Raw genomic sequence first — 22,080 nt, 5'->3', positions numbered from 1 at the left:
TCTCTGTCGCCAGCGGCGCCGCCGCCCTCGTTGTGCCGCGTATATACCCGCCGCTATTCCAAACTGTCAACGCCAAATGTGAAGTTTTTTGAATTTTTTGCGACGCTCAGTTTGCCCGTCACCGCCCTGCGGAGACAGGCACCGACATCCGGCTTGTGGAAGGACACATTGGGGCCCAATTCCCTGCCTACGTCGTGTTATATGAGTGTGTCGTAAGCTCATTTCCAGTACGACTGATTGGGGGACGTTTTGCGACCACGGACATTTGCCAGGCGCGCCGGTGCGGTGCCTGTGCATTGACTTGGCCGACTCTGCCGGGCATGACTTCTTGCACGGATCGGAGCCGCCGGCGAGTGCGGCCGGATCAATGGGAGCGGGAAACGACGTTGGAAGAGGCAAGCGCGAGACCTTCCCTCGATGACCAGCCGCCGCTGATAGCGGATGGACGCAGCGGCCCCCCCGACCGCCGTGAAATATCGGCGCGCTGGCTCGTCGGCACCTTCCTGACCGGCCTGACATCGACTGTGCTCATGGGCGTTGCGCTCTCCGCGGCTCTTGACGGACGCGAGCAGCTTGCCACGCCGCCGGAGATTGTGCTCCTCGAGGATATGGCCGAGGGGTCGGGCGAAGCGGCCAAGACCGCCCGGCTCATTCCCTCGCGCGCGCTGGCCAAACCGAGCGACCGCCGCTTGATGGAGGTGTCGACGGTGCTGAAGGAAGGCGACCGCGACGTCGTGCGCACTTTGCCTTTCGTCCATGTCAGGATGGCGCTTGCCGCCGGCCACACCACCAGCAAGGACTACCCGCCCTTCGATCCGCTTTCCGTCTTTGCCGAGGATGGCGCGGCCAGCGCCGCCCGCACCGGCCTTATCTATGGGGCGAAAGTGGAAAGCGAGGTGAGCCTGCGCACGCTTCCCTTTCCGTTGCAGACAGCCTCCTTCGACGAGAACAGCGACCTGACGGCCGAGGAGGTCGAGCAGGTGGTGCGCACGACCAGCGCCATTCTCACGGAAGGCGACGTCCAGGTGGCGGCTCTGCATTATATAGACCCGCAGCGGTTCGGTGAATCGCTCGCCACTCAGGCGCTTTCCAACTTCGGCGCCCGTATCGTCCAGGAAAACGTCTCGGTTGCGCCGCGCAACACCCCCGACGGACCTTCGATCGGATTTGCCGAAGACATCATCTCCTTCGCGGAAGATAAACCGATCATCGATGCCTTCCGCGATGCCGGCTACGAGGGCGAGGATGTTTCGGGCATGGCCGAGGCGATCGCCAAGCTGCTCAACACGAATGCGCTCAAGGCCGGTACGCTACTGCGCGTCGGTATCGAAGCTGGGGATGAGACCAGCGAAGTGGTGCGCACGAGCGTCTATAACGGCAGGCAGCATCTCGTGACCATCGCCCTGGACGACAGGGGCCAGTTCGTCCCGGCGGAAGAACCGAAATCGGGAAGGGAACTTCTGGCCGCGCTCGACGACGGCCCCCAGCTGCCGGTATCCCGTGCCGATCTGCCGCGCGTGTATGACGGGATATACAACGCTGCTTATTCCTACGGTCTCACCAAGCCGTTGGCGCGGCGACTCATCCGTCTTCTGGCGGCCGACGTCGACTATCAGTCGCGCCTTTCCCTCTCTGACCAGGTCGAGGTTTTCTTCTCACAACCCAACGAAGACGGAAGCGCTTCGGAAAATTCCGAGCTTCTCTACGTCTCGGCCACCTTTGGAGGCAAGACGCGGACCTATTACCTGTTCGAGCTCCCCGGCGGCGGCACGGATTATTTCGATCGCGAAGGCCGCAGCGCGCGGCCGTTCCTGCTGCGCAACCCCGTGCCCAATGGCCGCTTCACCTCCGCCTTCGGCATGCGCCGGCACCCCATCCTCGGCTATTCGCGCATGCACACGGGCGTCGACTGGGCTGCTCCGAGCGGCACGCCCATCATCGCTTCCGGTGACGGTGTGGTCGAGAAGGCCGGATGGTCGGCAGGCTACGGACGCCAGACGATCATCCGCCACGCCAACGGCTACCGCACCTCGTACAACCACCAGAGCGGCATCGCCAAGGGCGTCGTCCCCGGCGCCACGGTTCGCCAGGGGCAGATCATCGGTTATGTCGGCGCTACCGGCCTGGCGAAGGGCAACCACCTGCACTACGAGCTGATTGTCAACGACCGCAAGGTCGACCCGATGCGCGTGCGCCTGCCCGACAGCCACACCCTCGAAGGCGAAACACTCGCCGCTTTCGAGCGCGAGCGCGAGCGCATCGACGATCTCCTGCAGGACTCCTTCACCAAGCCGCTGCCGGTCCTTGCCAGAGTGGCCGACTGAAGGCTCGCGGCGTCCTACTCCGCGAATTCCACCCTCACGCCCGGCTTCACCCGCTTGGCGAGCTCCTGAGCATCCCAGTTGGTCAGACGCACACAGCCGTGGCTGTAGGTCTTGCCGATCTTCGAGGGCTCGGGCGTGCCGTGGATGCCGTAGGTCGGTTTCGACAGCGCGATCCAGATTGAGCCCACCGGACCGTTCGGCCCCGGCGGGATGGTCAGCACGCGCTCGTTGTTACCCTGCTTGAAGTTTTTCTTCGGATTGTAGGTGTAATCGGGATCGAAAGCGACGCGCTCCACTTCGTGGGAACCCGTGGGAGACGGCGTATCGGTCGAGCCGATGGTGGCGGGATAGGCAGCGACGAGCTGGCCTCGCGCATCGTAGGCCCGAACCTGCTTGCGGTCCTTGTCGGCGACGATCCGCGCAACGTCGTACGTCGCCGGCTTGCCGGGATTGACCACCTTGATGACCGTGCCGGGACGATTGAAGTTGGCGCCCGGATTGAGCTCGATGAGATACTTCTCGTCCATGTGGAAGCGCTCGGCCAGCATCTCGGCAACACGTGTATAGCTCAACCGTTCGAGGGTAGCCTTCTCGCCGTAGTCCTCCGGCACGGAGGCGATGTAGGGCCCGGCCGCATCCTCCGCGGTGATCGTGTATTCGGCGAAAGCCGGCCCGCCGGTCTTCTCCAGCTCGGCCGCGATCCACTCCTTGTCATACGTCCTCAACCGCTGGCCGGTGATCTCGTGATAGGCGCTGATGGCCTTATTGACGTTATCGCCCATGCGCCCGTCGATAACCCCCGGCGAAGCACCGGCGCGGTCGAGGAGCACCTGGTACTTCGCCACCTCCTCGCTGGCGCCGCGCGCGCCCGGCACGGTGATCTCGAGCCCCTCGCCCCGGCCGGGACGCAGCTGCTCGCGCCCGTCGCCTGGCGGCACCGCCGCCAGCGCCCCGCTGCGGCCGGAGGGCGAATCGAGAGGCGCGCGCCACACACTCGGGGCTTCACGCTCCACCAGCGCACCGGAGCCGTAGCCCTCCTCTACCGAGGGCGCTTCCTCGTATTCGCCGTAGCGCGGATCGATATAAGGCTCGTCATAGCGCGGCCTGCGATAGCCGCGCTCGCCATAGGGGTCGTAAGGATCGACCCCTTCGCTGATCGCCGCCTCGCGGTCGCGATGGAACCGCTCGACATCCCTTGGATCGGTGAAATCATATTCGCGCCGGCCGAGTTCGCGGGAGCGCATCTCGCGGCGCTGATACTGCGGCGGCGGTGGTGGGGGCGGTGCCCGCCCGAGAAGAGGCGCGCGGATTTCGACCACGCGGCCCGTGATCGGGTCGACCACGACCTCACGCCCATACTGGTCGATATAGACATCGAAATCGTAGGCTTGGGCAAGCTGTACGCCCTCCGGCAAACGCGGCGCCTCTTCCGCCTGCAGGGCAGGCGCGGCCGTCAGAAGACCGGGCAGCAAGGCCAAGGAATATCTCTTCAACACGTCCCGCTCCCCACCGGCACCTTATGACTGCCGGCGCTTATACGAATCGCACTCATCGCTAGCTTAGGGTGCCGCCTAATACATGAACGAGACATGAAAATGGCCAACCCTGCACTATCTCGGTCATGAACTGTGATACCATCATCGATGCTCCTTTTCGACAGGCTCACCCTTCGACAAGCTCAGGGTGAAGGCAGGCGCGTTTCATCGTTGCCACGCCCGGTTTTCACCGTCTGGCCATTTCAAAGAACCCACCCTTCGGGAAGGCTCCCTCGAGGTGGTGGGAAGACGGGCGGCCAAAATGTCGCCAGTCTAAATTTTTTCAGCGACCTCTCGGCCGCCCGTCCGGCGTTCTTAAGTCTCCGCCCGTTCCGCTTCCACGAAGCCGGATCCGGAAGGCTTTGAGCCTTCCACGACAGGGCGCTCCGCGCCCCCGTCTCCCCGGCTCCCTTTTAAAGTGCACCGTCCGGCACGCGCCGCCCGTAGTGGCGGCAGGGGAACCCTTGGGCGGAGCCTCCCCGGGCCGGCCGCCACGTTAGCGGCCCGCCGGAGGCGCCGGCCCCTCCCCGCGAGACCGCCGTCGCGATCCACGTTCCCGCGGGAGGGACGGGGAGCATGATAGGGGCGGCTTGGGCAGCGGGGATAAAATGCACGGTTGGGCGGAGCAAAAAAATGATAAGCGATTGTTTTGGAACGAATGTTTTTTATGAGGGAGCGGAAATTTATCCCCGCGCAGGCGAGGCATTGCCGGCTGAGGTGAAGGGTGCCCGCCGCCCTTCCAACGCGCGTCATCCCGGAAGTCGGAGCGGAGCGGAGACTGTCCGGGACCCATTCCGGAAGGTGGACTGGTCACGGAATGGGTCCCGGACAAGCCTTCGGCTTTCCGGGATGACGCACGCTGGTGGGGTGGCGATGACGCCCTGAGGGGCACCGCGACCCTTCGAAGCCTGAGGGGCGTGGGAGCGGGGATGGATGGGTTGGCGGAGTCCGACTGCCGATTTTATCCCCGCGGCAAGGCTGGCGCCGGTTACCCCCTCACCGACCGGCATGTTGGGTGCTACGTCGGTCCAGTGAGATGGGGGCATGTGTCGTTGAGACCCCACCCTCAATTCCTCCCCATCCTTCGGCAAGCTCATCTTGGGTTGGCCGCGCTTGAGGGAGCGATCGCGAACCGGCGCGGTCATTGCAAACCAGCTGTCGCGGCGACGATCAAGCCGCCGAGGACAGCGACGTTGATCGTGAAACCGGAACGAAGGGCTGCTCGCTCGTCGCCGGTGTAGCGCCAGAAGTTGAGCGCCATGGCGGTGGCGGCAATCGTGAATACGGCCAACGCCGCGGCGGCATAGGCCGCACCGATGCCCGTTGCGAGGCAAAAGCCGGCTACGATCTCCAGCACCGACCCGGCCGCCAGCAGAGGCCTGGGAGCGGGGAAACCCCGCTCGGCCAGGGACGCCGCTATCACCCGGAACCTGAGGAAATGCTCGACGCCGACCCAGAAAAAGACGCCGCCGAGCAAAACCAATCCAAGGTGGTGGAGGAACGCGGTCATTCCGCGCCGCCTTGTTCGGTGTAGACCGCGAGTTCGTAACCGTCCGGATCCGCGAAATGGAAGCGCTGGCCGCCCGGGAAACCATAGATCGGCCTAACGATCTTGCCGCCCGCTTCTTCGACACGCTTGACCGTTGCCGGCAGATCATCCGCATAGAGAATGACGAGCGGGCCGCCTCCCGACCGCACGGAGCCTAGCGTGGTGAAGCCACCCGACAGTCGCCCGTCGTTGAACTCGCAATATTCCGGGCCATAGTCTGTGAAGGTCCAGCCGAAAGCGTTTCCGTAGAAATCGCGTGAGCGCCGAATGTCCTTCACGGTGAATTCGACATAGTCGATCCGCTGGTCGTTGTCGTTGCTCATGATGCATACCTCTCGGTGTGAAGTTGGACGCCGAGATGAGAGCACGCGAGTCGCTTGCTGGATTGAACAAAACGGCCATCGAAGCGCCGGCTGCACCGACCTCGGACAGCCGCGCGACGGCTGCCGATAGCAAGCACCTCATAGGATCATTCACCTGCCCCTTCCAGGCTGCGAACTCAGGTTAACGCCGCGCCAATCACCCCCACTCCGTCTTGCTTCGTAAGCCACCTCTCCTCCTGCCTGGGGAGAGGAAGGGTGCCAGCGTTGCGGCCGGCGTTTCCTCTCCCCCCCGTCGAGCGGGGGGAGAGGTGGCCGCGAAGCGGTCGGAGTGGGGGTCGACGCAACCACTGTTAACCCGAATTCTTTACCCTGCTCCCTTCCTTCCGGCTTGAAGAAAGCGGCTGTTCTTGCAACCGTTCCCGATCGGTAGACGTTGTCGATTGTGCAGACTTGCCGGCTCCGGTCCTCTATACTGTCCGGACGAGCGATGGCCGGGGCATCACCGCTAACCCGCCGCGCCGGCAGTGCCAAGAGGAGCGAGATGAGCGATCCCGTCCCAGCGCAGGCAACGGGTTCATTTTGCGAACGTGCAGCTGCGGCGCGGCTTCGCGGGAGCTTTGCCGCGACGTGGGTGCACCGAATGGACCCTGAGGGCGCACCGCCGATCGTCGTCATGCCGGATGCGACAATCGATCTGCAGTGGATCGGGGGGTGCTTCCGAGTTGCCGGCCCCGACAAGGAACCGCAAACCGAGGTCCTGGCCGCGGACGAGGTTGTGATCGGCTTCCGCTTCCATCCCGCCACGGCGGCGGCATGGCTCGGCGTGCCGCTTGTCGAGCTTGTCGGCCAGAGGCTGTCGCTCGACGACTTGTGGGGAGCGCGGGCCCGGCGCCTCGCCAGCCGCGTGCGCGTTGGCGACAATCTCGAAGATCTGGCCTCTTCGCTCGAAGAGGTGGTGGCGGAGGAGATGGCTTCTCGCGAGACGGACGTTCCCATGCAGGCGGCCTATCGCCTGGTCGAGCGCGGTCCGCCGCCCGGCGCGCCTCTCGTCCCGTGGTTGATGCGCGCGCTCGAGATGAGCGAGAGGACGTTGCGCCGGCGCTTCGAAGAGTGCTTCGGCTATGGCCCGAAGACGCTTGACCGCATCCTTCGCTATCAGCGCTTTTTGCGACTTTCGCGCCAGGCGAACAGTTCCACGGCCATCCTGGCGGCCGAGGCGGGCTACGCCGACCAGGCGCACCTCGTCCGCGAGAGCCGGCGCCTGACGGGACGCACCCCGCATCGGCTTCATCGCCTGCTGCAAGGCGAGTGAGAGCGGCTCTATCGTTCACGAATCGTGAACGGCTTCCCAGTGAATTGAGGATATTCCTCACGGTTTATACATGTGTTACACAAAAGTTGCTCAAATTATGAAGTCGATGTGACACAATTCTCAGTAAATTCTAATCAGCTTCACGATTGATCCAGGATTAAATTTTGCAGTTGCTTGACCGTCCGTTCGGTGGCATCGTATGTTGCGCTGCAGCATTATGGCGTCGAGACCTGCGTCCGTTTGAGAGCGGGCGGTGGTTGGCCGGAACGGAAGTTGGCAAATGTTTGGCGCATCGGCGCCTTAGAAAATCCCGGACAAAGGGCTACACTGGAGGTCAACCGCGTGGCTTTCACCGAACTTGGCGAGCCTGGAGCGGGATGAATTCAACCCAGGTCATCCACCGCGCGTCATCCCGGAAAGCCGCAGCGAAGCGGAGGCTGTCCGGAACCCATTCTCGCCTCACGGATGCTCCGGCGAAGCGGGCCGGAACGTCGATGTCACGGAATGGATCCCGGACAAGCCCTCGGCTTTCCGGGATGACGCGCGGTCGATGACCCGACCTAATCTCATCTGGTTCTAGGAACAATCGGCTGCCGATGGGCAGCGAGCCGCTGAAGGAACTGAGCTTGCTGGATCGTAGCGAAAAGAGTCTTGAGCAGGAAGAGGAGATCGTCTACGGCCGTCTGCGCAGCGGTCGTGCACGCGCTGCCCTTCACGGCGTCTTCTGGTCGGCCCTGAGTGGCTTTGCGCCGGCGGCGGTCGCCGCGGGTGTGTTCACCGTCACCTCGCGCTTCCTCACACCCGGGGAGTTCGGTCTGGTCGCGCTGGCGACAAGCATCGCCATGCTGGCGAGTGCCGTCGCCCCGGCGGGCTTCGGCCAGGCCCTCGTTCAGCGCGAGGATCTGGGGCGGCGGCATCTCGATTCGGTATTCTGGCTCTGTGTGCTCGTCGCGCTGGCCATCTATGCGGTGCTCGTGCTGGCCGCCCCGGCGCTCGCCGGCTTCATGGGCGAGGCCGGCCTCAAGGCGCTTCTGCCGGTCATAGGCTTGCGCGTCGTCTTCGACCTTGCCGTCGTCGTGCCGAATGCGCTTCTTTCGCGTGCCATGGCGTTCAGCAAGATGGCCATGCGCACGATGATCGCCTCGCTGATTTCAGGGGCCGTCTGTCTTGGCCTGCTGGCCTTGGGATACGGGCTTTGGGCGCTGGCCCTGTCGCAAGTCGCCTCGTCGGCCGCCATATGCGTGGGCACGCTCCTGTCGGTCAACTGGCGGCCCGGCCTGCGCTTCGAATGGCGTGCGCTGCGCGAACTCGCCCACTACGGCATGTTCGCATCGGGCCACAGGATCCTGCGCATGATGAGGCTGGACCAGATCCTGATCGGCATGCTTCTGGGCACGACGGCGCTCGGCATATTCAGCTTCGCGCGGCGGATATTCCAGCTCTTGAACGATTTTGTCGCCGGGGCGCTGAACGCCGTTTCCTATTCGCTGCTCGCCTCCCTGCAGAGCGAGCACGAGAAGCTGAAGGAGGCATACCTATTCGCGACCTTCGCTTCGGCCGCGCTTTCGTTTCCCGTGTTCGTCGGGCTGGCCGTCGTCGCCAATGACCTCATCGCGGTGCTCTTCGGCGCGCACTGGATCGAAGCGGTGCCCGCCGTCCGCAGCTTCTGCGTCATCGGGTTGCTGAGCTGTATCGGTGTCCTCCAGGCATCGCTCATCAACAGCCAGGGGAATCCGAACTGGTGGTTCTACTATATGGCGGCGAAGCAGGCCGTGACGGCGCTGGTGATCGTGGCCTTCTACCGGTTCGGCGTTTCCGCCCTGGTCTTCGCCCTTGCCGTGCAGAACTTCCTCATGTGGCCGGCCGCCGTGTGGATGGTTCTGAAAATACTGAAGATCGGCCCCTGGACCTACCTGCGACCCTTCCTCTCCCCCGCGCTCGCGTGCCTGGCGATGCTGGTCGGCGTGCTTGCCCTGCGGCAATACATGAATGAGGATACGGCATATCTGCGTCTTGCCGGCGAGGTCTTGTCCGGCGCGGTAATCTATTGCGCGGTGCTCGCCGCTCTCGACAGCCGCCGGATATTTCAGATGCGCGATGTCGTGCTGAAGCGAAGGGCGGTATCGGCATGAAGCTCACCTACTTCAAGGGCAACGTGCCCAATTTCGGCGACGAACTGAACACCTATATGTGGCCGCGGCTTTTGCCACAGGGCTTCCTCGACGAGGACGCCAGCGAATTGTTTCTCGGCATCGGCTCGATCCTCTGGGAGGATTATCCGAAGGAAGCGCGCAAATACGTTCTCGGGTCGGGATATGGGGGCTACGCACCGGCACCCGACGTCCACGACGGCACGTGGGATGTGATATTCGTGCGCGGCCCGCGAACGGCGGCGCGGCTTGACCTGCCGCCTTCCAAGGGCATCTGCGACAGCGCCATCCTTCTCCGCAAACTCGACTTGCCGCCGGCAGGGGAAGACCTCGGCGTCGCCTTCATGCCGCACTTTCACAGCTTTGCGCGAGGCCATTGGCCGGAAGCCTGCGCGGAGGCGGGCATTCGCCTGATCGATCCCCGCGACGATGTGGAAGAGATCATCGGCAAGATCCGCGGTGCGCGCATGCTGATCACCGAGGCCATGCATGGCGCCATCGTCGCCGATGCCTTGAGGACGCCCTGGCTTGCGGTCCGCCCGATACATGCCGCGAATGCGGCCAAATGGTCGGATTGGGCGGACTCCCTCGAACTGGACCTGAGCCCACATCCCCTCCAGCCATCGAGCCTGCTTGAAGCCTATGTCAGCGCGACGAAGGGCCAGCGGTACTATGGAGGCCGCGCGAGGCAAATCGGCCAGAGCGCGCTCGCCAAGCCGGCGAACAAGGCTTTGATCCTCCTTGCCGCACGGCACTTGAGAAAGCTGAGCCGACGCGAGCCACAACTGAGCCGCGACGATCGCATCAACGAGGCATGCGAGCGTGCAAACCAGGCCGTTGAGGAATTTCTCCGATCACGCGCTTCCGTCATGGAGCACAGGCCATGAGCATCAGGATTGCCGTCGTCATCCCCTATTTCCAAAGGGAACCGGGCATTTTGCGGCGTTCGGTCGATTCGGTGATCGCGCAGGACCTGCCGGACGGCATCGATGTGAATATCGTCATCGTCGACGACGAGTCGCCGCTTCCCCCGCAAGGGGAGCTTGACGATCTCGATCCGCCCGCCCCGTACAGCATCGTCGTGCTGAACCGGGGAAACGGCGGACCGGGGGCGGCGCGGAATACGGCGCTCGACCATCTGGATCCGGCGGAGACGGACTACGTGGCCTTTCTCGATTCCGACGACGAGTGGTTTCCCGGCCATCTCCGTCACGCGGTCGCTGCGCTTGCCGACGGAGCGGACTTTTATTTCGCCAATAGCATGCATGACGGCGTCACGTCGTTCTCCTATTTCGAGTACATGACGAGGAACCACGATGTGCGTGTCGGCGCGGAACCGGAGTCGCGATCCATATCGGGGCACCAAGCGTTCAACGAGTTTCTGGTTCACTGCATCCCGCACACGTCCAATGTCGTCTACAGGTTTCCGCCCCACCGCGATGTGCGCTTCGATGTGAGGCTGCGCCGTACTGGTGAGGATCAGCTTTTCTGGATCACGCTCGCAAAGCAGTCCAAGAGGGTCAGCTATTCCACGGCTGTCATGGGATCGCGCGGGCGGGGCGTGTCGGTTTACCGGGAGGCGCTTGCGTGGGACTCGGTCCACGCGCCCAACCGCCTGATCGACGGGCTTGTCTTCAGGGACAAGCTCCTGACCATATTCGATCTCGATTCGACGCAAAGGGGGCTGAGCGAGCAGGAAGCGCAGGAAACGCGCGACCACCTGGTGTTTCTGTGCCTCAGAAACCTGCGCTACAGGCCGCTTGTCACCCTTGACGCCGCTCTAAGGATCTCACGGGAACTGCCCTCGTTCTGGCTGCACTTTCCAAAGACCTGCCGTCGCGTTCCGGCCCACTATCGCACGTTCAAGACCCAGGCACCCGTTCCGCAACCCTAACCCGCTAAGCGAGCACCGTTTTGAAAATCGTATTCGCGAGCGCGCACCCTTATCTCCCGCAGATCGCCGGCGGCAGCCAGTCGAACACCCACGAAATGGCGCGGGAGCTTCTTGCGCGCGGCCACGAAACCAGCGTCCTGGCCGGGCTGACGCGCGACGGCTGGATCGGCGCGCGCGGACGGGTGATGATGAAGCTGTCGCGGCGCAAGGCCGTCTGCGACCACAGCCAGGGCTATCCCGTCTACCGTTCCTGGTTCGCCTGGGAAGGGGCGGCGGACGTGGCGCGTTCGGCGGCGCCCGATGTCGTCGTGGCGCAATCCGGCAAGGTCCTGCGCGTTGCCCGGGCCTTCCGGGAAGTGGGTCTGCCGACCGTCATCTATCTTCACAATGTCGAGTTCGAGGATCATGGGGAGCCGATCGAGGATTTCGGCGACGCCGTCTTCCTTGCCAACTCGCAGTTCACCGCTGACCGCTACCGGGACGCCTATGGAATTTCCTCGACGGTCATAAATCCGCTTTTCCAGCCCGAACGCTACAAAGTCGATTCGCGCCGCGAACGGGTCCTGTTCGTGAACCCCCATCCCGCGAAGGGGGTCGATCTCGCCCTCGCGCTGGCGCGGGCATGCCCCGATATCCCCTTCGACTTCGTCGAAAGCTGGACGCTGTCGGAGGACCAGCGCTCGGCGCTCGTGCAAAGCATCGCGGAACTTGGCAACGTCACGCTGCATTCGCGGACGGGCGACATGCGCGAACACTACGGGCGGGCCCGCGTCGTTCTGGTTCCCAGCCGATGGGAGGAGACCTGGGGACGCATTGCCTCCGAAGCCCATTACAGCGGCATCCCCGTTCTCGCCACGGAGGTTGGCGGGCTAGGTGAGGCCGTCGGGCCGGGCGGCATCCTCCTGCCGCCGCAGGCGGAACTGCCGGAATGGGCCGCGGCGCTGCGTTCCCTTTGGGAGGATTCGACCCTCTATGAAACCCTCTCCCGGGCCGCAGCGCGTTACGCCGAACGCCCTCAACTCGATCGCGCGCGCCAGATCACCCAGATGGAAGAGATATTGGCCGCAGCTGTCGATAGCCGAACAGGAAAGGCCGCGTGAGGGTGGCCTGCACCGTCGACGGATCGCTTCGTCGCAAACAGCGATCCCCCCTCATGCGCTCTCGAGCATCCATCGGTAAGGCGTCTTCCCGATCATTGCCTGCAGTTCGTCATAGTTCTCGATCATGTCTTCAAGCGGATCGGGGTTGGTCTTGCGGAGAAGGATCTCCGGCTTTCCGGGCTCCAGCCCCATGAACGCCACCACCTTGCGGTAGGCGACGAACGGGTCATCGCTGATGTGATCCTCGTAATTGAGTTGGCAGACCTGCTTGCCTGCCAGGAGCCGGTCGAGATGCTCGTGCCCCTCTTCGATCATGCGGATCGCATCGACCAGGTCGAGATATCTGGCGCCGAGCGGAATCCTGTGCAGGTCGAGATGGAAGCGTCTCTTCTGCCGCTTCTGGTCCGCACGAATGTGAAACTGGCCGGTATCGCGCAGGACGACGCCGGAAATCAGCCGGCGCAGGATGTTCTTCCTCTTGAGTACGACATAGCGGTCGAATCCGAGCTCGGACAGCGTGTCCACGTAGCGCTCCAGATCAACGCCGATCACCTTGAGATGATGCTCGTCGAGAAACTTCATCTCGAAGCCGAACATCCGATTGCGCGCCTCGCGCATTTCCGCCCGCAGGTCCTTCAACGGATCCTCTGGAAGAGAATAGCCGCCGGCCCCGACGGCTTTCATGTAGCGGTTGTGTTCCTTCTGAAACACCTCGCCAGCCCAATAGATGCGTCGGTGCTGCTGCAGCATACCGACAAGCACGGTGCTACCAACGCGCCCGACATGAAACATGGCGACGTTTCCCGGACGAAACATGCCAAGCAGCGGGTTCAATACGGCCTTGGCGTATCGGCGTGTGTGATGGCTGATGGAGGGTTGGAGAAGTTCCGACATGGGCGCGCCTTCCTGCGTTCGGCATGGAAACGACGAGCTCGTCGCAGCTCGGCAGCCCCTTCCCACGCCGCACAGGCGGCAGCGTCCCCTTCCCCGGCCTGCACTGGCTCGTCCGGGCGCCTGACGGGATCGGCCATTGAGCGCCGCCCACGCTGGACGCCCGGAGTGATTATTATAACCGCGGTGGCGGGAATTGCACCCGCCCTGTCGGGGGTCGGCCCTTTGGCGGATTGTCAGGGTTTGGCCAACCCAAGTTCCCTTTGCATCTTCTTCGGCAGCCCAGCCGCCACCAGCCGGTGGCTCTCGCCGAGATACTCCTTCAGCGCGGCGTCATCCATGATCTCCGCCGTCAGGCGCTGGATCCATTTCATGCCGCGGGAAGCGAGATAGGGTGCGGGGCGCAGGCCCGGCTGCTCCCTGAGGATGTCGTAGGCAAGGTCTGAGCACTTGAAGGTGACGGCCAGCATCTCGCCGTTGCTCCACCCGCCGATGGCGAAGACCTTGCCGCCCACCTTCCAGACATGTGCGCCGCCCCATTGCACCACATGCGTGGTATGGGGAAGGGAGGCGCAGAAGGCGTTGTAGTCGTCGAGCGTCATTGCGTCCCCTTCCCCTACCGCGGCTTATCAAACACGCTTTCGATTCGCGCCTTGCAACCCGCCCTCGCCCTTCGACAGGCTCAGGATGAGGGCTCGTGTTTGCGCTCCCCCGTCAACGCCAGCGGCTTGCACCGGCGCCGCCTTGCCCTCATCCTCATGGTGAGCTTGTCGAACCACGAGGGTGAGGGCACGCAGTTATGCCGCCGCTTCCGTCTCTCCCTCCGTGGCAGCGCCCTTCTTCGACCGGAAGATCAGCCGGTCGGACCCCGCGGTGACCTTGACGGTCGAGCCGTCGAAGATCTCCCCCATCAGGATCTTCTCGGCAAGCGGGTCCTGCAGCTCCTTCTGCATGACCCTCTTCAGGGGCCGCGCGCCATAGGCCGGATCGTAGCCCTTGCCCGCCAGCCAGTCGACGGCCTCCTGATCCAGGTCCAGCGTGATCTTGCGGTCGACCAGAAGCCGCTCCAGCCGCTTGAGCTGGATTTGCACGATCTCGCCCATATCCTGCCGGCGCAGACGGTGGAACAGGATCACCTCGTCGATGCGGTTGTAGAATTCCGGCCGGAAGCGGGATTGGACCAAGGCCATCACCTCGTCGCGCACCTTGTCGACATCCTCACCCTCGGCGAGGTTGACGAGGAACTCGGCGCCCAGATTCGACGTCATGATGATGAGCGTATTGCGGAAGTCGACCGTACGGCCTTGGCCGTCGGTCAGCCGCCCGTCATCAAGCACCTGCAAGAGCACGTTGAAGACGTCCGGATGCGCCTTCTCGATCTCGTCGAACAGGATCACCTGATACGGCCGGCGCCGCACCGCCTCGGTCAGCACGCCGCCTTCCTCGTATCCGACATAGCCGGGAGGCGCGCCGATGAGCCGCGCCACGGAATGCTTCTCCATGAACTCCGACATGTCGACGCGCACCATCGCCTGCTCGTCGTCGAACAGGAAGTTGGCCAGCGCCTTGGTGAGCTCCGTCTTGCCGACGCCCGTGGGGCCGAGGAACATGAAGGAGCCCATCGGCCTGTTCGGATCCTGCAGGCCGGCACGCGCGCGACGCACCGCCTTGGAGACGGCCTGCACCGCCTCGCCCTGGCCGACGACCCGCTTGGCAAGCTCGTCCTCCATGCGCAAGAGCTTCTCGCGCTCGCCCTGGAGCATCTTGTCGACAGGAATGCCGGTCCAGCGTGAAACGATGTGCGCCACGTGGTCCGGTGTCACCGTTTCCTCGACCATGGAGCCGGAACCGTCCTGCGCCTCCGCCTCGATGAGCTTCTTCTCGAGCTCCGGGATACGGCCATAGGCCAGTTCGCCCGCGCGCTGGAACTCGCCCTTTCGCTGGGCGATGGCGAGCTCGTTGCGGGCCTCGTCGAGTTGCCGCTTGAGGTCGGCGGCAAGGCCGAGCTTGTCCTTCTCCGATGCCCATGTGTTCGTCAGCCGGGCCGACTCTTCCTCGAGCCCGGCAAGCTCCTTCTCCAGCTTCTGCAGCCGGTCCTTGGAGGCCTCGTCCTTCTCCACCCTGAGCGCCTCGCGCTCGATCTTGAGCTGCATGATGCGCCGGTCGACCTCGTCCAGCTCCTCGGGCTTCGAATCGACCTGCATCCTCAATCGAGAGGCCGCCTCGTCCACAAGGTCGATGGCCTTGTCGGGCAGGAAGCGATCGGTGATGTAGCGGTTGGAAAGATTGGCCGCGGCAACAAGCGCCGAGTCGGAGATCCGCACCTTGTGGTGCTGCTCGTACTTCTCCTTCAGCCCGCGCAGGATGGAGACGGTATCCTCCACCGTCGGCTCGTCCACGAAGACGGGCTGGAACCGGCGGGCAAGGGCGGCATCCTTCTCCACATGCTTGCGGTACTCATCAAGCGTGGTGGCGCCCACGCAGTGCAGTTCGCCGCGCGCCAGCGCCGGCTTGAGCAGGTTCGAGGCGTCCATGGCGCCGTCGGCCTTGCCGGCGCCGACCAGCGTGTGCATCTCGTCGATGAACAGGATGATGCCGCCGGAGGCCGCCTGGATCTCCGAAAGAACGGCCTTCAGCCGCTCCTCGAACTCGCCGCGATATTTCGCACCGGCGATCAAGGCGCCCATGTCGAGCGCCATGAGGTGCTTGTCCTTCAGCGATTCGGGTACATCGCCATCGACGATCCTGAGCGCCAGGCCCTCGGCGATGGCCGTCTTGCCGACACCCGGCTCGCCGATCAGCACCGGATTGTTCTTGGTGCGCCGGGAGAGCACCTGGATGGTGCGGCGGATTTCGTCGTCGCGGCCGATCACCGGGTCCAGCTTGCCGGCCCGCGCCTCGGCCGTAAGGTCGCGCGCGTATTTCTTCAGCGCGTCATAGCCCTGCTCGGCGCTCGCCGAATCGGCGGTGCGCCCCTTGCGGATCTCGTTGATGACCTTATTGAGCGCCGTCGGCGTGACGCCTGCCTTGGTGAGGATATCGGCGGTCTTGGCGGATTTCTCGATGGCGAGCGCCGTCAGAAGCCGCTCGACCGTGACGAAGCTGTCGCCCGCTTTCTTGGCCACTTCCTCCGCCGTGGCGAGCACCTTGGCGAGCGGTTGCGCCAGGTAAAGCTGGCCGCTGCCACCCTCGACCTTCGGCATCGCCTCGAGCGCCGCCTCCACGGCAAGCTTGACGTCGCGCACGCGCCCGCCGGCGCGCTCGATGAGCGAGGCGGCAAGGCCTTCCTCGTCGTCGACCAGCACCTTCAGGATGTGCTCGGGCGTGAACTGCTGGTGATTCTTCGAAAGAGCGAGCGTCTGGGCCGACTGTATGAAGCCACGCACCCGCTCGGAATATTTCTCAATGTCCATTCGCGTCTCCATCTCCCCGCCGACCCGCTTTGCGGCGTCAGGCAGGCTAATGTGACGGACCCCCTCCGGCGATGATCGAAATCAACGCCGTGTTCACGGCAGGCCCAACTGTTCGAGATATGGGAGCAATCGACCGGCCGCACAAGATGAATGCACGAACGCAAAGCGGCGGGCAATGCCCGCCGCTTCAAACGTCGTAAATTAGCAACCCCGCGCTTAGACCACTTCATCGTTTCGTGGAATCGATGATTTGGTCTAACTCCTTGTTTTGTCGCAATTCCGGACGGAAATCGGTTTCCACTTTTCCTGGAATTGCTCAGCCCTCCGCGGTGGCCTCATCGGCAGGCTGGCTCTCGCCTGCTTCGGCTGTCGGAGTGTCCGATGCCTTCTTGCGGGGCCGGCGCGGACGCTTTGCCGGCTTCGGCGCTTCCGCGGCCTCATCGCCGGCCGCTTCGGTCTGCTTCGGCGCGGCATCCTCTCCGCTGGCATCGGCATGGCCGTTGGATTTCGCACCGTTTGTGCCAGTATTGCTGGTGCCGGCATTCTGCCGGTCCAGCGCCACCTCGGCGGGGATACCGTCTATCACCGGCTGCGGGCCGTAGCCGTCCTCGACACGCTGGCGCTGACGCGGCTGCGCCTCGGAGCGGCTATGCTCCTGCTCGTCGCGATCCTCACGGTCGTCGTCATCGTCACGATAGTCACGCGTGTTCTGCTGCGGCTGTAGCTGCGCCTGGGCAGCGGCGATGAGCCGGTTGTAGTGCTCGGCATGCTGCAGGTAGTTCTCGGCCATCACCCGATCGCCGGAGCTCTGCGCATCGCGCGCCAGGGTCGTGTATTTATCGGCAACCTGCTGCGCCGTGCCGCGGATCTTCACATCCGGACCATTGCTTTCGTAGCTGCGGGTGAGCGGGTTCGGCCCCTTGCGGTTGTTGTTGTTGCCGCGTCCGCGCATACGCCTGTTCTGCTGTTGTGGCCTCATTCCATTCTCTTCGTTTGAGCCAACTATCGATTCGTGTATTGATTGCGGAGAAAACGGGCACCAAGGCCGTCCGCCTCACAATTTCCCCTGGCGATGTGCCGCACCTCGATAGGCGCGAGGGCCATCCTGGTCCGCTTCGTGTTCACTTGCCCGATGATCCCCGCACGAAGCACATGCGTCGATAACGCAAAAAGGCAGTCTGTCCGCGGGAACCGAATCGAAAACGGCACTGCCTGCTTCGTCTCATCCGGCACGGCGGAACCTAACGACATTCCCACACCTTGCCAAGTCTTTTTTCTAACCCTCATCAAGAGCGCGCGGGCATGAACAACATGGCCCTGTCGCGCCCGCCCAGATCGCGCGCCGTCCTGACGGTGCGATACCCATTCTCGGCGAAAATAGCCTCCACGGCGGATTTCTGGTTGTATCCCGTCTCCACCGCGACGGCGCCTTCGCTGTTGAGGTGGCGATGCGCACCGGCGGCAATCGATCTGTAGAAATCAAGTCCGTCCGCCCCGCCGTCCAGCGCGGCTCGCGGATCGTGTTCGCGCACCTCGCGCGAAAGCGTCTCCAGATCGGCCGTCGGTATATAGGGCGGATTGGAGACGATCAGGTCGAACATGCCGTCGACATCCGTCAACCAGTTGGACCTTAGCGCGGCGAAGCGCGCCCCTTGCCCGTTTATATCGGCATTGGCCTGCGCCGTTGCAAGGGCTTCCTCGGAAATATCGACGCCCACCGCCTCCGCCTCGGGCACCATGCTCAAAAGCGCCAGCGCGATCGCCCCGGTTCCCGTGCCGAGGTCTAGGATGCGGCAGCGCCCGCGCGCCGCCGCGATCCGCCGCGCTTCCGGAAGCGCCAGTTCCACCAGCGTCTCCGTATCCGGGCGCGGCTCCAGCGTCTCTCGCGAAAGCTTGAGCGTCAGCCCGTAGAATTCGCGAAACCCTAAAATGCGGTACACCGGTTCGCCCGCACAGCGGCGCACCAGCGCCGCCTCGATCCCGCCTGCCGCCTGCCGCGTGACCGGCCGGTCGGGGTCGCTGATCGCATCGCTGCGCCTCGTGCCGGTGAAATGCTCCACCAGAAGGCGGGCTTCGAGATCGGCGGCCTCGATCCCGCATTCGGCAAGCCGCCGCCGGACAGCCTTCAACAAGGTGCCGAGCGTCGCTTCGAGCGCGATTTCCTTGCTCTCAGCCATCCGCTCCGGCTTCGGCAAGCAGCTTTGAATGATGGTCGGCGATCAGCGCGTCGACCACCTCGTCCAGTTCACCCTCCATCACCCTGTCGAGCTTGTAGAGCGTCAGGTTGATGCGGTGGTCGGTGAGCCGCCCTTGCGGGAAGTTGTAGGTGCGGATGCGCTCGGATCGGTCTCCGGTGCCCACCTGCAGCCGCCGCGCTTCCGAGCGTTCGTCGGCTGCCTTCGTGCGCTCGGCGTCGAACAGCCGGGCACGCAGGATCTGCATGGCGCGGGCACGGTTCTGATGCTGCGACTTCTCCGCCTGCACAACCACGATGCCGGTGGGGATGTGGGTGATACGCACGGCCGAATCGGTCGTATTGACGTGCTGGCCGCCGGCGCCCGAGGCACGCATCGTGTCGATGCGGATGTCCTCCGGCCGCACCTCCACGTCCACCTCCTCCGCCTCCGGCAGCACGGCTACCGTGGCGGCCGACGTATGGATGCGGCCCTGCGCCTCCGTCGCCGGCACGCGCTGTACCCGGTGCACGCCCGATTCGAACTTCAATCGCGAAAACACCCCGCGCCCGGAGACCGTGGCGATGATCTCCTTATAGCCGCCGGCCTCGCCCTCGCTGGCCGAGACCACCTCCACGCGCCAGCCGCGTTCGGCGGCGTAGCGCTCGTACATGCGGAAGAGATCGCCGGCAAAAAGCGCCGCTTCGTCGCCGCCCGTGCCGGCGCGGATTTCCAGGATGGCGTTCTTCTCGTCCGCCTCGTCCTTGGGCATCAGGAGAACCTGCAGCTTCTGCCGCAGTTCCTCCACCTTCTCCGCCACCTCCTCGCGGTCGGCCTCGGCCAGTTCGCGCATCTCCGGTTCGGTCGCCTTGTCGGCGATCATCGCTTCGAGATCGTCGAGTTCGGCTTCGGCGCTCCTCAGGGCGCGGATGGCGGCCGCGACCTCCTGCAGCTCGGCATATTCGGAGGCGAGCTTCACATAGGCTTCCGGCGACGGCCCGGCCGCCATCTGCGTTTCGAGAAGCTCGAAACGCTTCAGCACCTGGTCCATACGGTCGCGCGGCAGTTCGGTCATCGGTTGGGTCTTGCACTCAAAGAGGAATATCGTGTTCGCGGGCGAACGCGGTCAATTCGGCCCGGATATCGGTCTTCGCACCGTGATTGGCAAGAGCCTCTTCCATCCGCTCCATCAGCGCCTCGAGCGGCAACTCGCACACCATCGCCTTGACCGGACCGATGGACGCCGGCGCCATGGAGATCGAGCGGTAGCCGATCCCCAGGAGCGCCATGGCCGATATGGGCCGCCCCGCCAGTTCCCCGCACAGCGTCACCGGCGTGTGCGCGGCCTGTCCCGCCTGGGCGATCTGCCGCAACAGCCGCAGGAAAGGCACGCCAAGCGGATCGAAGCGCTCGGCGATGCGCGTGTTGCCGCGGTCGGTGGCGGTGACGAACTGGAACAGGTCGTTCGAGCCAACCGAGACGAAATCCACCGCCTGCATCAGCTCCTCCAGCTGCCACAGGAGGGAGGGCACCTCGATCATCGCGCCGAGCTTGAGGCTTGTCGGCAGGTGGTGGGCGAAGCGCGAGAGGTGCCGCACCTCGCGGTCGATGATGGCGCGGGCCTGGCGGATTTCGTCCACCTCCGTCACCATGGGCAGCATCAGCTTCAGCTCGCGCCCGCCCGCCGCCTTCAGGAGCGCGCGAACCTGTGTGCGCAGAAGCGCCGGCCGGTCGAGCGTGAGCCGGATGGCGCGCCAGCCGAGCGCCGGGTTCTCCTCGTGCTGCGCCCCTTTGAAATACGGCAGCACCTTGTCGCCGCCGATGTCGATGGTGCGGAAGGTGACGGGCTTGCCGGCCGCGGCGTCCAGCACCTCTCGATAAAGCCCCTCCTGCGCCTCCACGCGCGGGAAAGTGGACGCCACCATGAACTGCAGCTCTGTACGGAAGAGCCCGATGCCGGCCGCGCCCGACTGGGCGAGCTGCGGCAGGTCGACGGCAAGCCCGGCATTCATCAAAAGCTCGACCGGCACTCCGTCCTTGGTCTGCGAGGGTTTGTCGCGCAGCTCGCGGTAGAGCTTCTGCCGCCGCGCCCGGAAGCGCACCTTTTCCGCATAGGCTGTCTCGATATCGGCCTGCGGGCGCAGGTGCACCTGCCCGTCCTCGCCGTCGACGATGACGGCATCGCCATTCTCCGACATGGAGACCGCGCCCTTGACCTGCCCCACCGTCGGCACGCCGATGGCACGCGCGACGATGACGATATGGCTGGTCGGCGCCCCGTCCTCCAGCACCAGCCCGCGCAGGCGTTCGCGCGGATAGTCGAGCAGTTCCGCCGCGCCCATCGAGCGGGCGACGAGGATCGCGTCCTTCGGCACGGCCTCGGCCAGCGCGTCCGGACCACGCCCCATGAGCTGGCGCAGGAGCCGGTTGGCGAGATCGTCGAAATCGCTCATGCGTTCGCGCAGGTAAGGGTCGGTCATGTGCAGCATCCGCGCGCGCATGTCGCTCTGCACCTTCTCCACCGCCGCTTCCGCGGTCAGGCCGTTGCGCACGGCCTCTTCCAGCCTGCGCACCCAGCCGCGGTCATTGGCGAACATACGGTAGGCCTCGAGAACGGCCCGGTGCTCGCCCTCGAAGGCGACGTCGCGCCGCGACAGCATGTCGTCGATGGAGAGCCTGAGCGAGGAGAGCGCGGCATCCAGCCGCTCCATCTCCTGGTCGCTGTCTTCGTTGAAGAGATTGGTGACGACGATGCGCGGCTCGTGCAGCACCACATGGCCGAGCCCCACGCCTTCGTTGAAGGGCAGGCCCTTCATGCTCACCGAGCGGCTGAGGTCAAGCTCGATGCCCGGCCGCGTCAGCCGCGCCAGATCCCCGGTGGCGATCATCTCGGCGATGACCATGGCCACCGTCTCCAACGCCTCCTCCTCGTCCTCGCGGTAGTGGCGCTGGGTGCGATTCTGAACGACGAGCACGCCGAGCGTGCGGCCGGCACGCAGCACCGGCACGCCGAGGAAGGAATGGTAGGCCTCCTCCCCCGTCTCCGGCAGATAGGCGAAGGCGGGGTGCTTCTGCGCGTCGGAAAGGTTGAGCGGCCGCGCGCTGGCGGCGATGGAGCCGACAAGACCCTGGCCGAGGCGCAACTGCGCCAAGTGAACCGCCGTCGGGTTCAGGCCTTCCGTGGCGTAGAGTTCGAGGATGGAATCGGCGCGCAGGATATAGAGCGAACAGACCTCCGCCACCATGTTCTGGGCGATTTCGCGCACGATCCGGTCGAGCCGCTCCTGCGGCTCCATCGCCTCCGCCATCATCTCGCGGAGGCGTCTCAGCAATACGCGCGGGCCTGCGGCAGTCTCTCGCATCACACCTCGCTCCAAAACCCCACCCGGCACTGCCGGTTTGGCAGCACCCGGGA

General features: G+C 64.4%; 16 protein-coding genes. 6 read left to right on the top strand and 10 right to left on the bottom strand.

Features of this window, described 5'->3' with window-relative positions; genetic code table 11:
- Positions 1 to 320 precede the first annotated feature (320 nt).
- Positions 321 to 2,324, top strand: coding sequence for a peptidoglycan DD-metalloendopeptidase family protein (locus GPJ75_RS26115; RefSeq protein ID WP_163272935.1), 2,004 nt, complete (start codon positions 321 to 323; stop codon positions 2,322 to 2,324).
- A gap of 14 nt (positions 2,325 to 2,338) precedes the next feature.
- Here the strand turns inward: GPJ75_RS26115 and GPJ75_RS26110 are convergent, their stop codons facing one another.
- The 3 genes from GPJ75_RS26110 to GPJ75_RS26100 all read right to left on the bottom strand — a co-directional run bounded on the left by GPJ75_RS26110 (position 2,339) and on the right by GPJ75_RS26100 (position 5,734).
- On the bottom strand, positions 2,339 to 3,802 hold the full coding sequence (locus GPJ75_RS26110) for a L,D-transpeptidase (RefSeq protein ID WP_343036414.1): 1,464 nt from the start codon (positions 3,800 to 3,802) through the stop codon (positions 2,339 to 2,341).
- A gap of 1,198 nt (positions 3,803 to 5,000) precedes the next feature.
- Positions 5,001 to 5,369, bottom strand: coding sequence for a DoxX family membrane protein (locus GPJ75_RS26105; protein ID WP_163272932.1), 369 nt, complete (start codon positions 5,367 to 5,369; stop codon positions 5,001 to 5,003).
- On the bottom strand, positions 5,366 to 5,734 hold the full coding sequence (locus GPJ75_RS26100; protein ID WP_163272940.1) for a VOC family protein: 369 nt from the start codon (positions 5,732 to 5,734) through the stop codon (positions 5,366 to 5,368). The genes GPJ75_RS26105 and GPJ75_RS26100 overlap by 4 nt, the downstream gene beginning before the upstream one ends.
- Before the next feature lie 484 nt (positions 5,735 to 6,218).
- Between GPJ75_RS26100 and GPJ75_RS26095 the strand changes: the two genes are divergently transcribed.
- The 5 genes from GPJ75_RS26095 to GPJ75_RS26075 all read left to right on the top strand — a co-directional run bounded on the left by GPJ75_RS26095 (position 6,219) and on the right by GPJ75_RS26075 (position 12,187).
- Complete coding sequence (locus GPJ75_RS26095; protein ID WP_343036412.1) at positions 6,219 to 7,043, top strand: AraC family transcriptional regulator; 825 nt, start codon at positions 6,219 to 6,221, stop codon at positions 7,041 to 7,043.
- Positions 7,044 to 7,639: 596 nt separating this feature from the next.
- Positions 7,640 to 9,175 (top strand): lipopolysaccharide biosynthesis protein, encoded by a 1,536-nt coding sequence (locus tag GPJ75_RS26090; RefSeq protein WP_163272928.1) that lies wholly within the window; start codon positions 7,640 to 7,642, stop codon positions 9,173 to 9,175.
- Positions 9,172 to 10,080, top strand: a complete 909-nt coding sequence (locus GPJ75_RS26085; RefSeq protein ID WP_163272926.1) for a polysaccharide pyruvyl transferase family protein — start codon at positions 9,172 to 9,174, stop codon at positions 10,078 to 10,080. The genes GPJ75_RS26090 and GPJ75_RS26085 overlap by 4 nt, the downstream gene beginning before the upstream one ends.
- On the top strand, positions 10,077 to 11,087 hold the full coding sequence (locus tag GPJ75_RS26080) for a glycosyltransferase family 2 protein (RefSeq protein WP_163272924.1): 1,011 nt from the start codon (positions 10,077 to 10,079) through the stop codon (positions 11,085 to 11,087). Before GPJ75_RS26085 ends, GPJ75_RS26080 begins: the two co-directional genes overlap by 4 nt.
- 20 nt (positions 11,088 to 11,107) lie before the next feature.
- Complete coding sequence (locus tag GPJ75_RS26075) at positions 11,108 to 12,187, top strand: glycosyltransferase (RefSeq protein WP_163272922.1); 1,080 nt, start codon at positions 11,108 to 11,110, stop codon at positions 12,185 to 12,187.
- Between the two features lie 51 nt (positions 12,188 to 12,238).
- Here the strand turns inward: GPJ75_RS26075 and GPJ75_RS26070 are convergent, their stop codons facing one another.
- The 7 genes from GPJ75_RS26070 to ptsP form a co-directional block, all read right to left on the bottom strand.
- The gene (locus tag GPJ75_RS26070) at positions 12,239 to 13,081 is read right to left on the bottom strand and encodes a hypothetical protein (RefSeq protein ID WP_163272920.1); all 843 of its coding nucleotides are present in this window, start codon (positions 13,079 to 13,081) and stop codon (positions 12,239 to 12,241) included.
- A gap of 233 nt (positions 13,082 to 13,314) precedes the next feature.
- The gene (locus tag GPJ75_RS26065; RefSeq protein WP_163272918.1) at positions 13,315 to 13,680 is read right to left on the bottom strand and encodes an MmcQ/YjbR family DNA-binding protein; all 366 of its coding nucleotides are present in this window, start codon (positions 13,678 to 13,680) and stop codon (positions 13,315 to 13,317) included.
- A gap of 195 nt (positions 13,681 to 13,875) precedes the next feature.
- Positions 13,876 to 16,491 (bottom strand): ATP-dependent chaperone ClpB, encoded by a 2,616-nt coding sequence (clpB, locus tag GPJ75_RS26060; RefSeq protein WP_163272916.1) that lies wholly within the window; start codon positions 16,489 to 16,491, stop codon positions 13,876 to 13,878.
- 316 nt (positions 16,492 to 16,807) lie between these two features.
- Positions 16,808 to 17,470 (bottom strand): DUF4167 domain-containing protein, encoded by a 663-nt coding sequence (locus GPJ75_RS26055; RefSeq protein WP_163272914.1) that lies wholly within the window; start codon positions 17,468 to 17,470, stop codon positions 16,808 to 16,810.
- Positions 17,471 to 17,777: 307 nt separating this feature from the next.
- Positions 17,778 to 18,668 (bottom strand): peptide chain release factor N(5)-glutamine methyltransferase, encoded by an 891-nt coding sequence (prmC, locus tag GPJ75_RS26050; RefSeq protein ID WP_163272912.1) that lies wholly within the window; start codon positions 18,666 to 18,668, stop codon positions 17,778 to 17,780.
- Positions 18,661 to 19,740 carry a peptide chain release factor 1 gene (gene prfA / locus GPJ75_RS26045; protein ID WP_163272910.1) on the bottom strand — a complete coding sequence of 360 codons (1,080 nt, stop codon included), beginning with the start codon at positions 19,738 to 19,740 and terminating at the stop codon, positions 18,661 to 18,663. The genes prmC and prfA overlap by 8 nt, the downstream gene beginning before the upstream one ends.
- Positions 19,741 to 19,756: 16 nt before the next feature.
- Entirely contained in the window at positions 19,757 to 22,027 is a 2,271-nt protein-coding gene (gene ptsP / locus GPJ75_RS26040; RefSeq protein WP_163272908.1) for a phosphoenolpyruvate--protein phosphotransferase, read from the bottom strand.
- Positions 22,028 to 22,080 lie beyond the last annotated feature (53 nt).

This window comes from Chelativorans alearensis, from assembly GCF_010993735.1.
Taxonomy (GTDB): domain Bacteria; phylum Pseudomonadota; class Alphaproteobacteria; order Rhizobiales; family Rhizobiaceae; genus Chelativorans; species Chelativorans alearense.
Note: the sequence above shows the minus strand (reverse complement) of the source record. Positions and strands in the feature narration are given on the sequence as shown.